General features: G+C 52.9%; 12 protein-coding genes. 4 read left to right on the top strand and 8 right to left on the bottom strand.

Translation table 11 applies throughout. The annotated features are described in order from the left end of the window. Nucleotides 1-6: 6 nt before the first annotated feature. From anfK to nifH, 4 genes are all read right to left on the bottom strand, one after another. Entirely contained in the window at nucleotides 7-1,395 is a 1,389-nt protein-coding gene (anfK, locus tag CWS43_RS02540) for a Fe-only nitrogenase subunit beta (RefSeq protein ID WP_101075279.1), read from the bottom strand. 10 nt (nucleotides 1,396-1,405) lie between these two features. Continuing rightward, nucleotides 1,406-1,759, bottom strand: coding sequence for a Fe-only nitrogenase subunit delta (gene anfG / locus CWS43_RS02535; RefSeq protein WP_198555757.1), 354 nt, complete (start codon nucleotides 1,757-1,759; stop codon nucleotides 1,406-1,408). Beyond that, the gene (anfD, locus tag CWS43_RS02530; protein WP_101075278.1) at nucleotides 1,756-3,339 is read right to left on the bottom strand and encodes a nitrogenase iron-iron protein, alpha chain; all 1,584 of its coding nucleotides are present in this window, start codon (nucleotides 3,337-3,339) and stop codon (nucleotides 1,756-1,758) included. The genes anfG and anfD overlap by 4 nt, the downstream gene beginning before the upstream one ends. 117 nt (nucleotides 3,340-3,456) lie before the next feature. Further along, complete coding sequence (gene nifH, locus CWS43_RS02525; RefSeq protein ID WP_101075782.1) at nucleotides 3,457-4,284, bottom strand: nitrogenase iron protein; 828 nt, start codon at nucleotides 4,282-4,284, stop codon at nucleotides 3,457-3,459. An 829-nt stretch (nucleotides 4,285-5,113) separates the two neighbouring features. On the opposite strand from nifH, the gene CWS43_RS02520 reads away from it, so the two are divergent. After that, nucleotides 5,114-6,646 carry a methyl-accepting chemotaxis protein gene (locus tag CWS43_RS02520; protein WP_101075277.1) on the top strand — a complete coding sequence of 511 codons (1,533 nt, stop codon included), beginning with the start codon at nucleotides 5,114-5,116 and terminating at the stop codon, nucleotides 6,644-6,646. 67 nt (nucleotides 6,647-6,713) lie between these two features. Here the strand turns inward: CWS43_RS02520 and CWS43_RS02515 are convergent, their stop codons facing one another. Next, nucleotides 6,714-9,422, bottom strand: a complete 2,709-nt coding sequence (locus CWS43_RS02515; RefSeq protein WP_101075276.1) for a cation-transporting P-type ATPase — start codon at nucleotides 9,420-9,422, stop codon at nucleotides 6,714-6,716. 276 nt (nucleotides 9,423-9,698) lie between these two features. Here CWS43_RS02515 and CWS43_RS02510 point away from each other — a divergent pair, with 276 nt between their 5' ends. The 3 genes from CWS43_RS02510 to CWS43_RS02500 are packed head-to-tail and all read left to right on the top strand — an operon-like array spanning nucleotide 9,699 to nucleotide 14,826. Then, nucleotides 9,699-10,799, top strand: coding sequence for an efflux RND transporter periplasmic adaptor subunit (locus tag CWS43_RS02510; RefSeq protein WP_101075275.1), 1,101 nt, complete (start codon nucleotides 9,699-9,701; stop codon nucleotides 10,797-10,799). Further along, a complete protein-coding gene (locus CWS43_RS02505; RefSeq protein ID WP_101075274.1) occupies nucleotides 10,799-13,864 on the top strand; it encodes an efflux RND transporter permease subunit in 3,066 nt (1,021 codons plus the stop codon). Before CWS43_RS02510 ends, CWS43_RS02505 begins: the two co-directional genes overlap by 1 nt. After that, nucleotides 13,861-14,826 carry an acyltransferase family protein gene (locus tag CWS43_RS02500; protein WP_101075273.1) on the top strand — a complete coding sequence of 322 codons (966 nt, stop codon included), beginning with the start codon at nucleotides 13,861-13,863 and terminating at the stop codon, nucleotides 14,824-14,826. The genes CWS43_RS02505 and CWS43_RS02500 overlap by 4 nt, the downstream gene beginning before the upstream one ends. A gap of 30 nt (nucleotides 14,827-14,856) precedes the next feature. On the opposite strand, the gene CWS43_RS02495 is transcribed toward CWS43_RS02500, so the two are convergent. Genes CWS43_RS02495 through CWS43_RS02485 form a run of 3 tightly spaced genes read right to left on the bottom strand, consistent with a single transcriptional unit; the run spans nucleotide 14,857 to nucleotide 17,456 of the window. Further along, nucleotides 14,857-16,200: a HAMP domain-containing sensor histidine kinase gene (locus CWS43_RS02495; RefSeq protein WP_101075272.1), complete on the bottom strand. Its 1,344-nt coding sequence runs from the start codon at nucleotides 16,198-16,200 to the stop codon at nucleotides 14,857-14,859. Then, a complete protein-coding gene (locus tag CWS43_RS02490; protein ID WP_101075271.1) occupies nucleotides 16,176-16,784 on the bottom strand; it encodes a response regulator transcription factor in 609 nt (202 codons plus the stop codon). Before CWS43_RS02490 ends, CWS43_RS02495 begins: the two co-directional genes overlap by 25 nt. Before the next feature lie 21 nt (nucleotides 16,785-16,805). Continuing rightward, entirely contained in the window at nucleotides 16,806-17,456 is a 651-nt protein-coding gene (locus tag CWS43_RS02485) for a hypothetical protein (protein ID WP_232776627.1), read from the bottom strand. Nucleotides 17,457-17,650: the final 194 nt, after the last annotated feature.

Raw genomic sequence — 17,650 nt, 5'->3', positions numbered from 1 at the left:
CCGGGGTTACCAGACGTTCAGCAACCACTCTTTGTTTTTCTTGTATTCCATATCGGTAAACAGTGCGTTAGCCATTTGTTCTGCCAGCCAGATAGCACCGGCGTAACCGACCACCGGATGGCGATAATGACCGGCACGGTCATAGGTCGGGAAGCCGACACGAACCATCGGGATCTGGTTATCAATCGCCGTGAACCGCCCTTTGGAATGTCCGAGGATCAGGTCCAGCTTCAGGTCGCGGTTGGTAATACGATCCTCCAGCTCCCACAGATCAGCGTTAGTAATGATTTCCATCTCATCCTTCACATTCTGCTGAAGGTTGATAATGCGCGGATCATTTTCATAGGTGGAGTTGTCATCACCCAGCAAAAGCAGAACCGGCTTCATTTCCAGATCAAGGCAAAACTCTGCCAGCCCGACGACTAAATCAGGGTTGCCGTAAATCGCGACGCGTTTATCGGCCAGGAACATGTGTACCAGATCCGTTAACGCATCGATCGCGATACCGCGCTGACGCACCAGAGAGGGCGGGATAGGCTTGCCGGTCATTTGCTTAAGATTCTGCAGGAAGGTATCGGTGTTTCGGATGCCAACCGGCGAAGGGCCAATGATCGTCGGAATATCAAACTTTTCTTCCAGATAACGCGCCGCTTTCCCGCCTTCATAGCGGTTCAGCGCAATCGTCCCGACAGCGTTGGCCGTGCCGGTCAGATCTTCAATAGTGGTGTTACCGTGCGAAACGGTATTGCCGGAAGGCATCAGCGGGGAATCGAAATCCTCGATTTCAAACAATACCGTGGCATCGACTTCCATTTCAGCCATCAGGGCTTTCAGTGCGGTGACATCACCCGGGTTGGCCCAGCCGGTGATCAGATTAATTTTGCCGTTCGGTTCAGTTTTCTTCGCAAAGTATTTCACGAAGTCACGCACGGTCAGGTCATATCCCGTTACCATGCTGCCGACAAAGCTTGGCGTATGGATTGGGATCAGGTGCACTTCGCGGTCAGCATATTTTTCTTTCAGCAAACCTTCATTCAGCTTGCGCACCACCCCGTCCACGTCATCCCCGATAACTTCCGTCGAACAGGTGGTGATAATCGGCACCACCTTGACGTGTGGGTAACGCATCAGCAGGACATCGACCGCCGTTTCAACGCGATCCAGCGCACCGAATACCGCACCATCTTCATGGACGGACGACGAGGCAATCTCAAAACTCTCTTTCAGATGTTGTGAGATAAGCAGGCGGACGAACATTACGCACCCCTGCCCGCCGTGAACGATGCCGATGCAATCTTTAATGCCAATACTGGCGTACTGCGCCCCGGCCGGTTGGCAGGTAAAGATCGGGTTAATAACCCCGGCGCGATCTTTGGCTTTTAATTCACAAGACATATCCGGCCCCTTAATAACGTTCGTCGGTAAGTTCTGCATTGAGCGAAGCGGTGATGGTCAGATAATCAATACGCATATGAAGTGCCCTGACCAGGCTGCGTTTCGCTTCTGTATCCATCCCTGCCAGCCAGGAAAAGCGGGCGTTGTAGGCATTAGCCAGAGAGACCGCATCTACCCAATAACAGCGGTCGGCGGGCGTCGCCAGCTCCAGCGGTTCGCCACATAAGATCTGTTCAAGCTTGCCGAGGATCCCGGCATTTTGCTTTTCGCGATCCCACTTGCGGGAATGAAACTGCCAGAGGCAATGCTTCATGATGTAGTCGACCATCAGCCCGACCTGTGACTCTTCTGAAGTTGCCATCATTCGCCCTCCTCAGTTGCAACCGGGGCCGGAATGTTTTTACGTTCAAAGACCGGGTACTCCCGTTCACGCAACTTTGACACGCTGTCGAAACCGCCGGTGTATTCGCGCATTTCACCTGACCCCGTGATCTCAGGGCTGAGCGTGCTGTCAGAAAGCATTTTTGCGGTGAGAAAGCCTTTATCAACCGGGATCGGATCCTGGCTGATATCCAGTTTTGCCAGCTGATGAATCGGTGAATAAATCGCGTTATAGATATCGCGGGCGAATCGCACCCAGCCTTCAAAGCCTTTATACGGGCCGTTGTGGTACGCATGTGCATTCAGGTAAGGCACGCGGATTTTCTTCGCAACTTCCCCCGGCCGTTTACCGGTGAAGATGACGTCAGGTTTCAGTTTGTACATGGCTTCGAGCGATTCGAGTTCGTTCGGGTCGTCTATAGCCAGCGTGCCGGGTTCGCAACGGGCAATCCCTTTTTCCATATCGCCCTGGTGGCCAAATTTGGTATAGAGCGACACCACTTCAACGCCCATCTCTGCATGGATGACGTGCGCCCAGTGCCAGAGTTTGGAACCGCCGGGCCACAGGCACACTTTCTTGCCTTTCAGGCGTTCTTTGTACCAGTCCAGTTCAGGTTTCCAGCGCGCCACTTCCTCAGCGATAATCGCCTCTGCGCGGTCTTCGATACCGAAGAACATGCCGATTTTACGCAATGAATCGGAAAGCGGTTCGAAACCGAAGCCATCGATATCCAGACGCGGGATGCCGTAGCGGACACGCAATTCGTTACAAATATATTCAGCCGAACGGGCGCATTCCAGCACGTTCAGATGTGCCCCCTGCATGGAACGCAGGTCGTCATATGAGCCGTTACCGGTGAAGGTAGAAAGCACCTGGATACCCATACGTTTGAAATAATCGACCATCACTTCCTGATCGCCCTGAATATTATATTCACCGACGTAGTTGATCACATGGTCACTGGTAATTTTAGGTTCAACGGTCCCGACTTTTTGATTAATCCAGGCAATATTAATCTTATGGTGACCGCCGGATTGGCTTGGGCCCGCAAAGCCCGGTGAATTACAAACAAAAATATCCACCTCTGGCCTTTCATCCATGACATCCTGCGCAACCGCGCTAATATCATCACCGATCAATGCCGAAGCACAGGTCTGATAAATCGTCATGCGCTTAATTTCAGGATGTGCGTCAAACGCTTCGATAATGTTTTTCTTCAATACGCCTTCCGCGCCGAACACGATATGTTTTTCTTTCATATCGGTGGCAAAGGTATATTTAAGCTGGAAGTTATCATTATCACTGATATAACGTTTAGTTTGCCATGTATCATAGGTGCAACCGACCGGGCCATGACTGATGTGAATAACATCCTTCATTGGCGTACCGATAACATGTTTGGCACCACAATAAGCACAACCACGTTCAGAAATAGTTCCCGGAATGGTATTTAAATACCCTAACGGCAGAGCTGAGGTAATATTTTCATCAGGGCCTTTGTCTACCGCATGCATCTTTCTTTCGGGAATACATTTACTACAGTCAAACTCATGGTAAGGCATGGTTTATTCCTCATCTCAATGGGTATATACCCGTCATATTTCAGGTTACTGACTTTTTCCTGACATCCATTGGTTTAACTAATCCACCGCCTTGCAGCCACACAAGGCGGACCGGATTTAGTCTGAGAGGCCGTACTTCACTACCATGGCTTCGAGCTGATCCATTGTCAGAGGATGCGGGATAACCAGATCTTTGTTCTCGATAATTTTACGACCTAACTCGCTGTATTCCCTGGCCTGGTTGGCGTTAGGATCATATTCAGTGACGGTCTTTTTGTTGAATTCGGCTTTCTGAACGATATTGTCACGCGGGACAAAGTGGATCATTTTTGTCCCAATCGCGGCGGTAAACTCTTCAAGGAAGTCTTTTTCGCCATCGACATTACGGCTATTACAAATGATGCCGCCGAGGCGGACGCCGCTTTGCTTGGCGTATTTAACCAGGCCTTTACAGATATTATTGGCGGCATAAATCGCCATCATTTCACCTGAGGCTACGATATAAACTTCCTCGGCTTTGCCGTCACGGATTGGCATGGCGAAACCGCCACACACAACGTCACCCAATACGTCAAAGAAAATAAAGTCCAGATCAGGGCTGTATGCTTTATTATTTTCCATCAGATCGATGGCCGTAATAACACCGCGCCCCGCACAACCCACGCCAGGTTCCGGGCCACCAGACTCAACGCAGTTAATATCAAAAACGCCTTTTTTCACCACCATTTCATTAGTAATCTTTTCTGCGCCCATGTCGCGTAATACGTCCATCAGCGTTTCCTGAGGTTTCCCCCCAAGGATAAGACGCGTGGAGTCTGCTTTAGGATCACAGCCGTGAATGAATATTTTTTTGCCATGAAAATAAGCCAGCGCCGCCGCCGTATTTTGCGTTGTGGTTGACTTACCAATCCCACCTTTACCGTATATTGCCAATTTACGTGTCATATTAAAAAACCCTCTGAACAACGTGAAATAAAAAACCGTACGGATTTCATAAGGCAATGCCTGTGCCAGTTTCAGAGTTTTAAAAAATAGCAGGTTAAATATGACCTGAATAAAATGATGACTGACTGTTTTTTCTAAGATTATTTTTTGTCGTTCGTGAACGTCATCCCGTCCCAATAAATCACAAGCTGAGTATTCCCGGCTTAAATAGGTTCCTTCAGGTACTTTCTGTACGGGGAATGTTCCGGATGGTATGACTGCAACGCGAGGGGCATCACGTTTCCGCACTGAAAGTGCAAATCACGCATCCGGATTAATGCAATAAGCATCAGGTTGAAATGAGGATAAAAATCTCACGCAGGCAGTTAAAGACACGTTATCCGTACCTGAAGACCACATTATTATTTCGCTGGTCGAAACACCTGAATCGAATAAGTCCCGCGGTGGAATTTCATACGAAGATCTGTGAGATATTTATTTTCTGAATATTTTAACCCCCGGATGCCACTAGCCAATGAGTGGCATTTTTTATCAAAAAGCACTCATCACCACAACACCTAACGCATTGATAAAAAACCAATAAAATATCAAATTTGATGCAAATTCATCTGTAAATAAAGTCAGATTTCCCCCACGGGATCCATCCACCTCATCTTAATAATTAAACATTACTAATCAGTGGGCATCACCACTCTTAAGATCCCCGATATTACATTTAACCAAAATTAAAAATGAACAGGAAATGAATTTTACAACTTCGTATTAAAGTAATAACAATCCGATGCCGATAATTCCCTTGTGCTATGACTCATAAATAAAAAGGTTAACTATGAAAATCTCCACAAGATTATTTGTCCTTGTTGGCTCGGCCCTGCTTGGAGTTTCCTGCGTAGTGGGCTCAGCATTGTATTCATTAAATTATTCCCTGATCGAAAGCAGAAAGGCTGAGGTCGTCAACTTGTTGACGAAAGCCGAGCACATCGCCCGTTATTATGTACAGCAGCAAACATCCGGGAAAATGAGTCAGGCCGCAGCACAGGAAGGCGCGAAGAAAATGCTTTCCGAGCTGAACAGCGAATCGAAAAGTTACTACTGGGCCAACGATGATAAAGATTTAACGATTGTTCACCCGAACCCTGATCTCATCGGCAAACGTTCAGGCGGAAACCATACGCCTTCCGGCCTGGTAGATAACGAAGCCTACAAGCAGGCAGTAAAAGAGAACCACTTCGGGCTGGTCGATGTACTGGTCAAGCGCAGCGCCGATGAGCCGTTACAGCCAAAATTGCAGGGCGTGGTCTCCATCCCTGAATGGAACTGGATGCTCGGTACCGGCTTTTTCTACGACGACATTAACGCCAGTTTCTGGAAAATGGCCTGGGAACTGCTGGCGATCTCGCTGGCTATTTTCGTGGTGGTCAGCATTATTGCCGGGGTGATGACCCGCAGCATCCGCCGCACGCTGGGCGGTGAGCCGGATATCGCGGCCAATATTGCCGCACAGATTGCCGCCGGCAATCTCAACATCGACGTAAAAATCGCGGATAACGACCGTTCCAGCCTGATGTACACACTCAACGAGATGAAACAGAAGCTGCGCGAACTGGTACAGGAAATTCAGCTCTCGAGCGATGCCATTGCCACCGGCTCCAGCGAAATCTCAATGGGGAATACCGACCTGTCGCAGCGCACCGAAGAGCAGGCAGCGTCACTTCAGGAAACCGCCGCCAGCATGGAAGAGATCACCGCGACGGTCAAAATGAACGCCGAAAATGCCCGTCAGGCCAGCCAGCTGGCAGTCAAAGCAACGTCCGCGACGCAACACGGTGGCGAAGCGATGGGCCAGCTGACGAACACCATGCAGCGCATTTCCACCGAATCACAGGACATCGTGCAAATCGTCAGCGTGATTGAAGGCATCGCGTTCCAGACCAACATTCTGGCGCTGAATGCCGCCGTCGAAGCCGCCCGTGCGGGTGAAGCCGGGCGCGGTTTTGCCGTCGTGGCCAGCGAAGTGCGCACCCTTGCGCAGCGCAGTGCGACCGCCGCCAAAGACATCAAAAACCTGATTGGCGAGTCGGTTACCCGGATCACCGCAGGTTCCAGCCAGGTGACACTGGTCGGAGAACGAATGAACGAAATCGTACAATCGATCCAGCAGGTGAACGATATTATGGATGAGATTGCCTCAGCGTCGTCAGAGCAAAGCATCGGCATCGAGCAGGTCAATCTGGCGGTAACGCAGATGGATGGCGTAACACAGCAAAACGCCGCGCTGGTGGAACAGGCCGCCGCCGCCGCTGCCTCTTTGGATCAGCAGGCACACCAGCTACGCCAGACGGTGACGGTATTTAAGCTGTAATGTGAAATCTGATTTTCAACAAACCATCCTGAACGGCCTGCCCGCCGTTCAGGATATTTGTGTCTCTCTAGCTCTTACGCCAGCTCCGTGTCAGTACTTTTTCTATCTCCACAATCACGAACAGCGCGACACCGATCAGCAGCCCGATGATCCAGTAGATGAACGGCAGCGGACGCGTGCCGAACAGCGTGTTCATCAGCGGCACATAAATAATGATCGCCTGAAGACCGAACAGCACGACGGTGACAATCCAGATCCCTTTGTTTTCCAGCAGGCCACGGCTGAGGGAGAAGTTATCCGAATCGCGGCAGTTGATCATGTAAACCCACTGCGCGGTTACCAGCGTTTGCAGCAGCACGGTACGGATAAATTCCGGTTCATAACCGCGCGGTTGCAGCCACGCTTCCAGCAGGAAGGCGCTGATGGAAATCAGCAACCCGACGAACGCCACGCGCCAGATGGCGTATTTATCCATGACGTGCGCGCTGACATTGCGCGGCGGGCGGCGCATTACGCGGCTTTCTGCCTCTTCAAACGCCAGCCCGAACGACAGCGTGGCCGACGTCGCCATGTTCATCCAGAGAATTTGTACCGGCGTTAGCGGCAGCAGATTACCCATCAGGATGGCGATAATAATCAGCAACCCCTGTGCAAGGTTGGTCGGCATAATAAAGAGAATGGTTTTTTTCAGGTTGTCGTAAACCCGCCGCCCTTCCCTGACCGCGTTGGCGATGGTGGCAAAGTTGTCATCCACCAGGATCATATCCGCCGACTCTTTGGTCACTTCCGTCCCTTTAATCCCCATGGCAATGCCGACGTTCGCCTGTTTCAGCGCAGGCGCATCGTTCACGCCGTCGCCGGTCATCCCGACGATTTCACCGGTTTCCTGTAACGCTTTCACCAGCCGCAGTTTATGCTCCGGGCTGGTGCGGGCGAAGATATCAAACTGCGTCGCGGCAACCCGCAGCTGATCGTCATTCATGTGTTCCAGTTCATACCCGGTGATGGAGTTTTCGCTGTTGCCGATGCCGAGCATTTTACCGATCGCCATCGCGGTTTCCTGATGGTCGCCGGTGATCATCTTGACGCGGATCCCCGCCTGCTGACATTCACCGATCGCCACAATCGCTTCCGGACGCGGCGGATCCATCATGCCCGCAATACCAATCAGCACCATGCCGTGGCTGAGTTCCGGGTGATCGAGCGCCGTCACTGGCTGATCAACCGGCTTCCAGGCCGCCGCCACCATGCGCAACCCTTCGCTGGCGTATTGCGTAATCGCCGATTCCCAGTATGCGTGGTCCAGCGGAACGGCACCTTCCGGCGTCTGCTGGAACTGGCAAAGTTTCAGCAAGACGTCCGGCGCGCCGGTGAGCATAATCTGCGCCTCACCGTTTTTATCGCCAGCCACCGCCATGTATTTGTAGAGCGAATCGAATGGAATTTTGCTGCTGAGGGTAAACGGCAATTCCGGCAAATGCGCCTTCGCCGCCAGCACTTTCAGTGCGCCTTCCGTCGGCCCGCCGGTAATGCCCCAGTGACCCTGCGCATCCTGTTTTAAAGTACTGTCGTTACAGATATCGACCGTGCGCAGAAACTGCGTCAGCAGCGGCGAGGAATCTGGCGGCACCTGCGCCGCAGAACCGGCAAGAGAAAAACTGCCCATCGGCTCGTAGCTGCTGCCTTCGACGGTCCAGACGTTATCCGCCAGAATCACCGCTTTCACGGTCATTTCATTCATGGTCAGCGTGCCGGTTTTATCCGAACAAATCACTGACATCGCGCCAAGCGTTTCGACCGTCGGCAGCTTGCGGATAATGGCTTTCGAACGCGCCATCGCCTGCACGCCGAGCGACAAGATGATCGAGATAATTGCCGGCAGCCCTTCCGGCACGGCGGCGACGGCCAGGCTGATAACCGAAAGCAGCAGTTCGCCAAACGGAATATCACGCAGCAGGAAACCGAAGATCAGCAGTGCCACCATCATGAACAGAATGATGATAAAAATGGATTTACCCAGTTTATCTATCTGCACCAGCAGCGGCGTTTTGTTGTCTTCAATCGAGGAGAGCATTTCATTGATATGGCCGAGTTCCGTCTGACCACCGGTGGCAAACACCACCCCGCTGGCAGTACCGGAACTGACGGTGGTGCCCGAGAACGCGAGGTTTTTACGGTCACCGATGGATTTCTCGCCTTCCAGCGAATCGGTTTTTTTCGACACGACAGTGGATTCGCCGGTCAGAATTGCTTCTTCAACGCGCAGGTTATGCACGTCAATCAGCCGCAAATCGGCAGGGATTTTGTCGCCGGGGCGCAACAACACAATATCCCCCGGTACGATTTCATCAGTGCCTACGGTGATCTGCTGCCCGCCGCGTAATACCAGCGCCTCGCTGGAGAGCATATTTTGAATGCTCTTCAATGATTTTTCAGCGTTATTTTCCTGGATGAAGCCGATTAGCGCATTGATGACCGCGACCGCTAATATCACCAGCGTATCGACCCAATGCCCCATTATTGCTGTGACAACGGCAGCGGCCAGCAATATATAAATCAGGATATCTTTAAAATGGGATATAAATTTAATAAATAAAGACTTACCTTCTTTTTGCGGCAGAACATTAGGGCCGTAATGCTGCAGTTTGTTTTTAGCTTCTTCGGGTGACAACCCGGCTGGTCCGGACTGCAGCCCGGCCAGGCTCTCTTCGACGGTTTGCTGATACCACAGTTTTTCCGTTGTTTTCGTCCCGGAAAGTGGTGCTGGATTATTCATGATGCCTGACTCCTTGATCCCTGAAATGGTTCATGAATGAAGCGGATAATGAATTAATTGTCATGTTGATTCTGGCAAGATACCTAAAGCTGTATAAACTATAATATACCGTGTTAAATAGTGTTAACGGGTTACCTGAAAAAACAATTAAACAAAGAAAAACAATAAGTCACTAATAGTCTCACTGAAAATACGTCTAAGGCAGAATATGGATGCGCCTGTTTCTTAAGAGCCCTTATATATTCCGCCGGAATTTATCATTTCGCGTGTTGTTTCATGAGGGGAAGTATTTTGAAGATTCGTTTTTCTCTCGTTCTGGCCCTCGCTTTAGCGTTGAGCGCCTGCGACCAGAAAACGGCGGACACTCCCGCGCCGCCGCGTCAGGTCAAAATAGCCACGGCAGAAGCCGCCAGCCCGTTAAGTACCCGCGTTTTCCCGGCTCGCATTCTTGCAGGCGATAACACCGAAATTTCTTTTAAGCGCGCAGGTCAGTTGCAGACTCTCGACGTGCGCGAAGGCGAAGCTGTGAAACAGGGGCAAGTTCTCGCCCGCCTCACTAACAACGACGCCCGCCAGCGTCTCAACGATCGCCGCAGCGCCGCGACACTCGCCCAACGCCAGTTCGAACGTTATCAGACCCTCGCCCGTCGCAACGTCGTTTCTCAGGCCGAACTCGAAGTGCATAAAGCCAGCCGGGATTCCGCGGCGGCGGCGCTGAAAATCGCGCAGGAAGAACTCAACGATCTCAACCTGGTGGCACCGTTCAGCGGCGTGATTGCCCGGCTGAATGTGCGTAATCATCAGGTGGTTTCCGCCGGTCAGCCGGTAGCAACACTCAGCCGCTCAGACGTACTGGACGTTATTTTCAGCGTGCCGGAAAACCTTTTCACCAGCCTTGATATGCGTAACGCCGATTATCGCCCGCGGGTGCGTATCAACCAGCTTCCCGACCGCGAATTCACTGCGACTTATAAAGAACACACCGCCAGCAGCGAAGCCAACACGCTGACCTGGCAGGTGACGCTGACCATGCCGCGTCCGGAAAACTTCCCGGCGGTAGCCGGGCTGAGCGGCACCGTCACGGTGAACCCGGCCAATCTCGCCACGGCCACGCCGGACTCCACGCTGGTGGTTCCGGTCGAAGCCGTGTTTAACCCGGACAACACGCAGCGCAACGACCCGCACGTCTGGGTGATCGCCGGAGAAGGCGACAACTTGCACGTTGAAGATCGCAAAGTCACCGTCGGCAAACTCACCTCGCAGGGCATTGAAATCACCGCCGGATTAAAACAGGGCGATCGCGTTGTCGCCGCCGGCGTCGGTGAATTACATGCGCAACAGCCGGTTCGCATCTGGACACGGGAACGGGGCCTGTAATGGGGATCAACGAGAGTTTTATCAGCAATCCGACGCGCGTCTGGCTGGTGATCCTGCTGCTCGGCGTGGGCGGTCTGATTGCATTGTTCAATATCGGGCGTCTGGAAGATCCGGCGTTTACCATCAAAACGGCGGTGGTTTCCGTTCAGTATCCCGGCGCATCCTCGCAACAGGTGGAAGAAGAAGTCACGCTTCCGCTGGAAAACGCGCTTCAGCGCCTGCCTTACGTCGATAACATCACGTCGATTTCCGCCGTCGGTTTATCGCAAATCACCGTGAATATCGATGCCCGCTACCACTCTTCCGAGCTGCCGCAAATCTGGGATGAGTTGCGCCGCCGGGTCAATGACGCGACGCTGCAATTCCCGCCCGGCGTCAGTCCGCCGTTCGTTAACGATGATTTCGGTGACGTTTACGGGTATTTTTTCTCTATCTACGGTGACAGTTTTACCAACCCCGAACTGCGTGCGTATGCCGAGCAGCTTCGCCGGCAACTGGTTCTGGTGCCCGGCGTGGGCAAAGTCGCGATCGGCGGCGTCATTCCCGAGCAGGTTTACATTGAGATTTCACGGGCGAAAATGGCGGCTTACGGCGTCACGCTGGCGCGTCTGGCCGATGTGCTGAACCGGCAAAATATGGTTTCCGACGCGGGCAGTATGACGGTCGGCAGTGAATCCATCCGTCTGCATCCGACCGGCGGTTTTCAGAATATCGATGAACTCAATAATGTCCTCATTAGCCCGGCCGGTTCCACACACAGTGTTTATCTGCGCGATATCGCCACCGTCTCACAGGGCGTGACGGATCATCCCGGCAATATTTATCACGCCAATGGCCGCAATGCGCTGACCATTGGCGTCTCCTATATTCCCGGCGTGAATGTCATGAATATCGGTCACGCCATCGAAGCCAGAATGAAGCAGCTCAGCGCCGACAAACCGGCAGGGATCGAGCTGAAAGTCTTCTACGATCAGGCTGCCGAAGTGAAGAAGTCTGTTGACGGTTTCATCATTAACTTCCTGATGGCGCTGGCGATTGTGGTCGGCGTCTTGCTGATTTTCATGGGATTACGCAGCGGGATTATCATCGCTGTGTCGCTGGCGCTGAACGTACTCGGCACGTTGCTGATCATGTATTTATTTGGCATCGAGCTTCAGCGCATTTCGCTCGGCGCGCTAATCATTGCACTGAGTATGCTGGTGGATAACGCGATTGTGGTGGTGGAAGGCGTGCTGATTTCCCGGCAGCAGGGCAATCCGCTGATGAGCGCGATTTCTCACATTATCAAACGCTCCGCCCTGCCGCTGCTGGGCGCGACGGTTATCGCCATTCTGGCGTTTGCGCCTATCGGGCTGTCGCAGGATTCGACCGGCGAATACTGTAAATCGCTGTTCCAGGTATTGCTGATTTCGCTGATGCTTAGCTGGGTGACGGCGCTGACCCTCACGCCGGTGCTGGTCAAATGGGCGTTTGCCAATATGCCGGTGCCGGAGAAAAAACCGGATGAACAGACTGACCCGTACGGCGGCTGGATTTTCCGCGTTTATAGGCGTTTGCTGTCGGCGCTGCTGGTGCGCCAGACGGTCACGCTGGTAATACTGGCGGCGCTGCTCGCGGCGTCCGTCTGGGGATTCGGCTTTGTGCGGCAGAACTTTTTCCCGTCTTCCAACACGCCGATTTTCTTCGTCGATCTCTGGCTGCCTTACGGCACCGATATCAACCACACCGCCCGCGTCGCCCGCGAAATAGAACAGAACATCAGCAAACAGGAGGGCGTGGAAAACACCGTCACCACTATCGGCCAGGGCGGCATGCGCTTCATCCTGACTTACAACGGCCAGCGACAGTATTCCAACTACGCGCAGATTATGGTGCGGATGGACGATCAGCGGAAAATCGCCGGGCTGGTTCACAGTACCGAGCAGGATATCCAGAAAAATTACCCCGAGGTCAACGCGCGGCTCAAACGCATCATGTTCGGGCCTTCCGGCGACAGCGCCATTGAAGTGCGCATTAAAGGCTCCGACCCGGATACGCTGCGCAGCATCGCCAGCCGGGTGGATAAAATCATCCTCGATGACGGCGCGGCCGACGGCGTACGCAACGACTGGCAGGATCGCAGCAAAATGGTCAGGCCGGTATTTTCCCCGTATCTGGGCCGCGAACTGGGCGTGGATAAAGGCGAAATCGACAGCGCATTACAGATGAATTTCAGCGGCAGTACAGTGGGGATTTATCGCGATGGCTCCACGCTGATGCCCATCGTGTTGCGTCCGCCCGCCTCTGAAAGGCTGGATGTCGATCACATGGCGAACATCATGGTGTGGAGCCAGACGCGCCAGCAGTTTATTCCGCTGAGTAACGTGGTCAGTGATTTCAAAGTGGAATGGGAAGATCCGCTGATCATGCGCCGCGACCGTATCCGCATGCTCACCGTGCAGACCGACCCCGATGCGGCCACCGGCGAAACGTCCGGCGATATGCTCGCGCGGATAAAACCACAGGTCGAAGCGCTGACCTTGCCGCACGGCTACAGCATTGAATGGGGCGGCGATGCGGAGAATTCCGCCGAGGCGCAACAGGGGCTGTTCACCACGCTGCCGATTGGTTTCCTGATGATGTTTATCATCACGGTGCTGATGTTCAGTTCGGTGAAAAATGCGATTGCCATCTGGCTGACCGTGCCGCTGGCGCTGATTGGCGTGACGTTTGGTTTCCTGCTGACCGGCATTCCGTTCGGGTTTATGGCGCTGATTGGCCTGCTCAGCCTGAGCGGCATGCTGATCCGCAACGGTATCGTGCTGGTCGAAGAAATCGGCCAGCAGAAGAAAGAGAAAAACCAGACGGAAGCGATTATCTACGCGGCCACATCGCGCCTGCGCCCTATCCTGCTGACGGCGTTTACCACCGTGCTCGGGCTCGCGCCGTTGTTACTTGATGTATTTTTCCAGAGCATGGCGGTTGTTATCATGTTCGGTCTGGGGTTTGCGACCGTGCTGACGCTTCTGGTTCTGCCGGTGATTTACAACTGTTTCCATCGTGAAGGACAACGAATTCAACAATGAACACAACGGGACTGAACATTATTAAAACGCTCGGCTGCCTGACCGCCGTGACATTTTTCACCGTCTATAACACGTACGATAATTACAATTATAACTATGACCAGATCCTGGCTTTCCTGACCTTTATTTCCACCATCGCCACACCGCTGTTTTTTGTCGTGACCGGCTATATGGATGCCGGTTCCCAGCACACGCCGGAATGGCAGATGAAAAAGATACGCGGGATCCTGACGATATTTATCTTCTGGTTCTCGGTTTATTACCTGTGGGGACCGTATCAGAAAGGTTATCTGATCCAGCCGTGGTTCATCTTTTCACTGGTGATCATTTACACCTTCCACCCGGCCGTGGAATGGCTGGCGAAACGCCGGGTGATCCTGGCCTCGCTGGTTCTGGCGCTGCTGATTTTCTCTTTTGCTTATGACCTGCTGGCAATTTATTTCACTGAAAGTAAAAGCCTCTCCGCGCCCGCGCAGTTACGCATCTGGACCTGGGTGCTTTATTATCTGACCGGACAACTACTTTACGACCCGGTGGTTTCCTCGCTCTACAGCCGCCCGCGCATCGCCCGATTTGCCGCCATCGCGATTCCGTTTGTTTATACCTTCACCTGGTTTTATGAGAAGCACTTTTTTCTCTCTATTTTCAACGTCGAGCGCAACAGCTTTATTCTGACCGGATCGCAGGTCTACATTCTGGTGCTGCTCATTATCATTGCGGCGAACGGCGTTAAACCGGACGCCACGCGGCTGCCGGTCAGTGAAATGGTCAGCTCGCTCGGTAAAACCATGACCGGCGTTTATATCCTCCACTACACCTTTTTTAATCTGTTAATCGAGTGGATCCCGATCCATTCCCTGACGGCCAAATTGCTGGTCATCCTGCTGACGTTCCTGCTTTCAGTGTTGTCATCCTTGCTGCTGCTCAAAAACAATCTGACGAAAAAGCTGATTACGTTTTAACGGTTTTTGTCTGAGAAAATATGCAGCCGGTCATTTCTTTTGTTCAAATTTCAATCTGACCAGTAATCCCGTCGGAAAGTGAGGTGCGGGATGCAGGCTCACTTCCCCACCCAACCGCAATATTGTCGATTTCACAATCGACAGGCCAAGCCCGGATCCTTCCTGGCCGGAACCTTCTATCCGGTAAAATGCATCGAACACCCGGTCGTATTTCTCTTGCGCAATGCCGGGGCCATTGTCTTCAACGTCAATAATGACCCGTCCGCTTTCGGCGCTGAGCCGCAGGTCTACGCGGCCGCCTGACGGGGTATAGCGAACGGCGTTTTCCACCAGGTTTTTAACCACCGTGGACAGCGCGACTTCATCAGTATGCAGCGTGACGTCTTGTGTATCCGCCACCCCAAAATCGATGTTTTTCTCCGCCGCCAGTGGCCACAGCCCTTCAATCACCTGACGGAAAACAGATTGTACCGAAACGTGCGATAACGCGATTTGAGAAGAAACCAGCTGCTGGGCGCGGGCGAGCGAGAGTAGCTGCTCCAGTAAATTTTTCGCCCGGTTAATGCCCAGACGCAGCGTGACCAGGCGCTCCTGAGCCTCGGCGGACATCGTGGAATGGCTCAGCCGCTCAGCCTGGAGTGAAAGCGCCGTGAGTGGCGAACGCAGTTCATGAGCCGCATCAGCCACAAACCGCCGCTGCGTTTCCATTGCCCCTTCGACTTTACCCAGTAACCGGTTTATGCCCGTCACAAAAGGGCGGACTTCATTAGGAATATCCGCATAAGTCAGCGGCGTCAGATCCTGCTCATCACGCCGGTAAACCTCGTTCGCCAGCCGTGAAACAGGCTGGAAAACTTTGCGCACCAGGTCGGAGACGATCAGCAGTAAAACCAGCAATAAAATCAGAAAAGGCATCAATGTGCGCACCGCGCTGTCGAAGGCGACTTCATCACGGGCAGACGTTTTCTGCCCCACCGCCACATGCAAATCCGGCGACAGCGCCGTGACCAGAACACGATAGTCGTTCTGCCCGGAAGTCACGGTTTGAAACCCTTCAGTTAACGGCGGGGCTAACTGAAAACGGGCGGAAGGTAACGTGGTTTTTCCGCCAATAAACTCGACAATCACATTGGCGTCGTCGTCACCGGCAATCGCCGGACTGATATAACTGCTGCCCGCCAGCGCAGGCGTGGTTTTTTTCAAAACCTGCGTGATTTGTGTCAGCGTAGAATCCTGCAATTCATGGGCCTCATCCAGCGCAGACAGAAAAGTAAATGCGCCTGATGCCAGCGCTACGATAAAAATGGCTGAACAGAGCACCACCGATAAACGAAGCTGAATGGAGCTTTTTATCCGTTCTTTGAAACCAGCCATCCCACTCCCCTTACATTTCTGATGGCGTCGCTGCCTAATTTTTTGCGCAAGGCGTGAATGAGAAACTCCACAGCATTACTTTCTACCTCTTCTCCCCAGCCGTAGATCCGCTCTTCCAGATCACTGCGCGAGAGAATGTTCCCCGGCCTGAGCATCAGCGCCTCAAGCAAAGCGAACTCCCGGTTTGAAAGCTGAAAAGTGGCGGCTGTGCCGGCAAGACCGGCCTCATGGGTTGCAGGATCCAGCGTAATGACGCCATTAGTTAACACCGGTTCACTGCTCCCCCCTTTACGACGCAAAACGGCCCGGATCCGGGCCATCAGTTCGCTCATATCAAACGGTTTAAGGATGTAATCATCTGCACCGCCATCCAGCCCTTTCCTGCGGATACCGGCCAGAACGGAGAATCCGTCCTGGCCGGGTAATCCGAGGTCTAACAATACGACGTCATAACCGTGGCAAAGCGCGCCCGATAACGCAGCCGTGCCGTTGCTGACCCAGTCAACCGCATAGGCCGCGTCTTTCAACGTGTCCCGCACGGCTTCGGCAATCATCACATCATCTTCAACCAGCAGTATCCGCATCAGTCCCTCTTTAATGGCAATTTACTGGTCAGTCGCCACTTTTCTTTCCGTGAGCGTGAGATAGCCGACCAGAACCACAATGGCGATCAGGAACAGGCAACTTGTCCCGGTCGTGCCCAATCCCAGCCCGCCGTTATCAGGCGTTTGGGCCAGCAAATCACCGCAGGAGGCCCCGAACGGCCGGGTCAGGACATATGCAATCCAGAAGCACAGCACCGCATTCGCCTTCAGCAAATAATGCGCTGCCGCCGTCACCGCAATCAGGCCACCAAACACAAGCGCCGCCGTGGAATACCCGAACTGCATGCCTTCAGCGACCCAGTCACCGGCAGCGGTCCCCAGCGCGAAAGTAAAGAGGATCGCCGTCCAGTAAAACAGCTCACGTTTGACGGTATCCACTTCGTGGATGGATAAGGTATGTTCTTTTTTATACCAGACACTGAACGTGATAATCAGCAACGCACCAAACATCACGGTCGAAAAAGACAGCGGTACATTGAAATTATCGGTCAGATTATCGGTCAGCAGGGTACCAAAAACGCTGATCAGCAAAACCGACAGCCAGTAAAGCGAAGGCACGTAGCGTTTGGCCCTGATCGGGAAGAACAGGGAAATCACCAGCAAGACACCGGTAACAACAGAAGTATAGGTCAGCCCAAAATTCAGGTTCACATTCAGGAATGTCGGCGGCTGTTTCTCCGACTGTGGTAGACATCATTTTGATAAGCCAGAAGAAAAGCGTGACTTCAGGGACTTTGTTAGCCCAGTTAATCGTTTCTTTTGTCGCCGGATACGTCATGGTAAAACCCGCCCTGTTAAGAATAAGTCAGGCGAGTATTTCACGGGTTTCTTAGCTGTGACTTAGG

This window comes from Rahnella sp. AA (assembly GCF_002834385.1).
Taxonomy (GTDB): Bacteria; Pseudomonadota; Gammaproteobacteria; order Enterobacterales; family Enterobacteriaceae; genus Rahnella.
This window is presented reverse-complemented; position numbering and strand designations above follow the sequence as displayed.

Excerpts from the sequence above, each read along its gene's own strand:
- CWS43_RS02520 (WP_101075277.1), top strand. The coding sequence starts at position 5,114 with ATGAAAATCTCCACAAGATTATTTGTCCTTGTTGGCTCGGCCCTGCTT.
- anfG (WP_198555757.1), bottom strand. The coding sequence starts at position 1,759 with ATGATGGCAACTTCAGAAGAGTCACAGGTCGGGCTGATGGTCGACTAC.
- CWS43_RS02510 (WP_101075275.1), top strand. The coding sequence starts at position 9,699 with ATGAGGGGAAGTATTTTGAAGATTCGTTTTTCTCTCGTTCTGGCCCTC.
- CWS43_RS02505 (WP_101075274.1), top strand. The coding sequence starts at position 10,799 with ATGGGGATCAACGAGAGTTTTATCAGCAATCCGACGCGCGTCTGGCTG.
- CWS43_RS02495 (WP_101075272.1), bottom strand. The coding sequence starts at position 16,200 with ATGGCTGGTTTCAAAGAACGGATAAAAAGCTCCATTCAGCTTCGTTTA.
- CWS43_RS02515 (WP_101075276.1), bottom strand. The coding sequence starts at position 9,422 with ATGAATAATCCAGCACCACTTTCCGGGACGAAAACAACGGAAAAACTG.
- anfD (WP_101075278.1), bottom strand. The coding sequence starts at position 3,339 with ATGCCTTACCATGAGTTTGACTGTAGTAAATGTATTCCCGAAAGAAAG.
- anfK (WP_101075279.1), bottom strand. The coding sequence starts at position 1,395 with ATGTCTTGTGAATTAAAAGCCAAAGATCGCGCCGGGGTTATTAACCCG.
- nifH (WP_101075782.1), bottom strand. The coding sequence starts at position 4,284 with ATGACACGTAAATTGGCAATATACGGTAAAGGTGGGATTGGTAAGTCA.
- CWS43_RS02500 (WP_101075273.1), top strand. The coding sequence starts at position 13,861 with ATGAACACAACGGGACTGAACATTATTAAAACGCTCGGCTGCCTGACC.
- CWS43_RS02490 (WP_101075271.1), bottom strand. The coding sequence starts at position 16,784 with ATGCGGATACTGCTGGTTGAAGATGATGTGATGATTGCCGAAGCCGTG.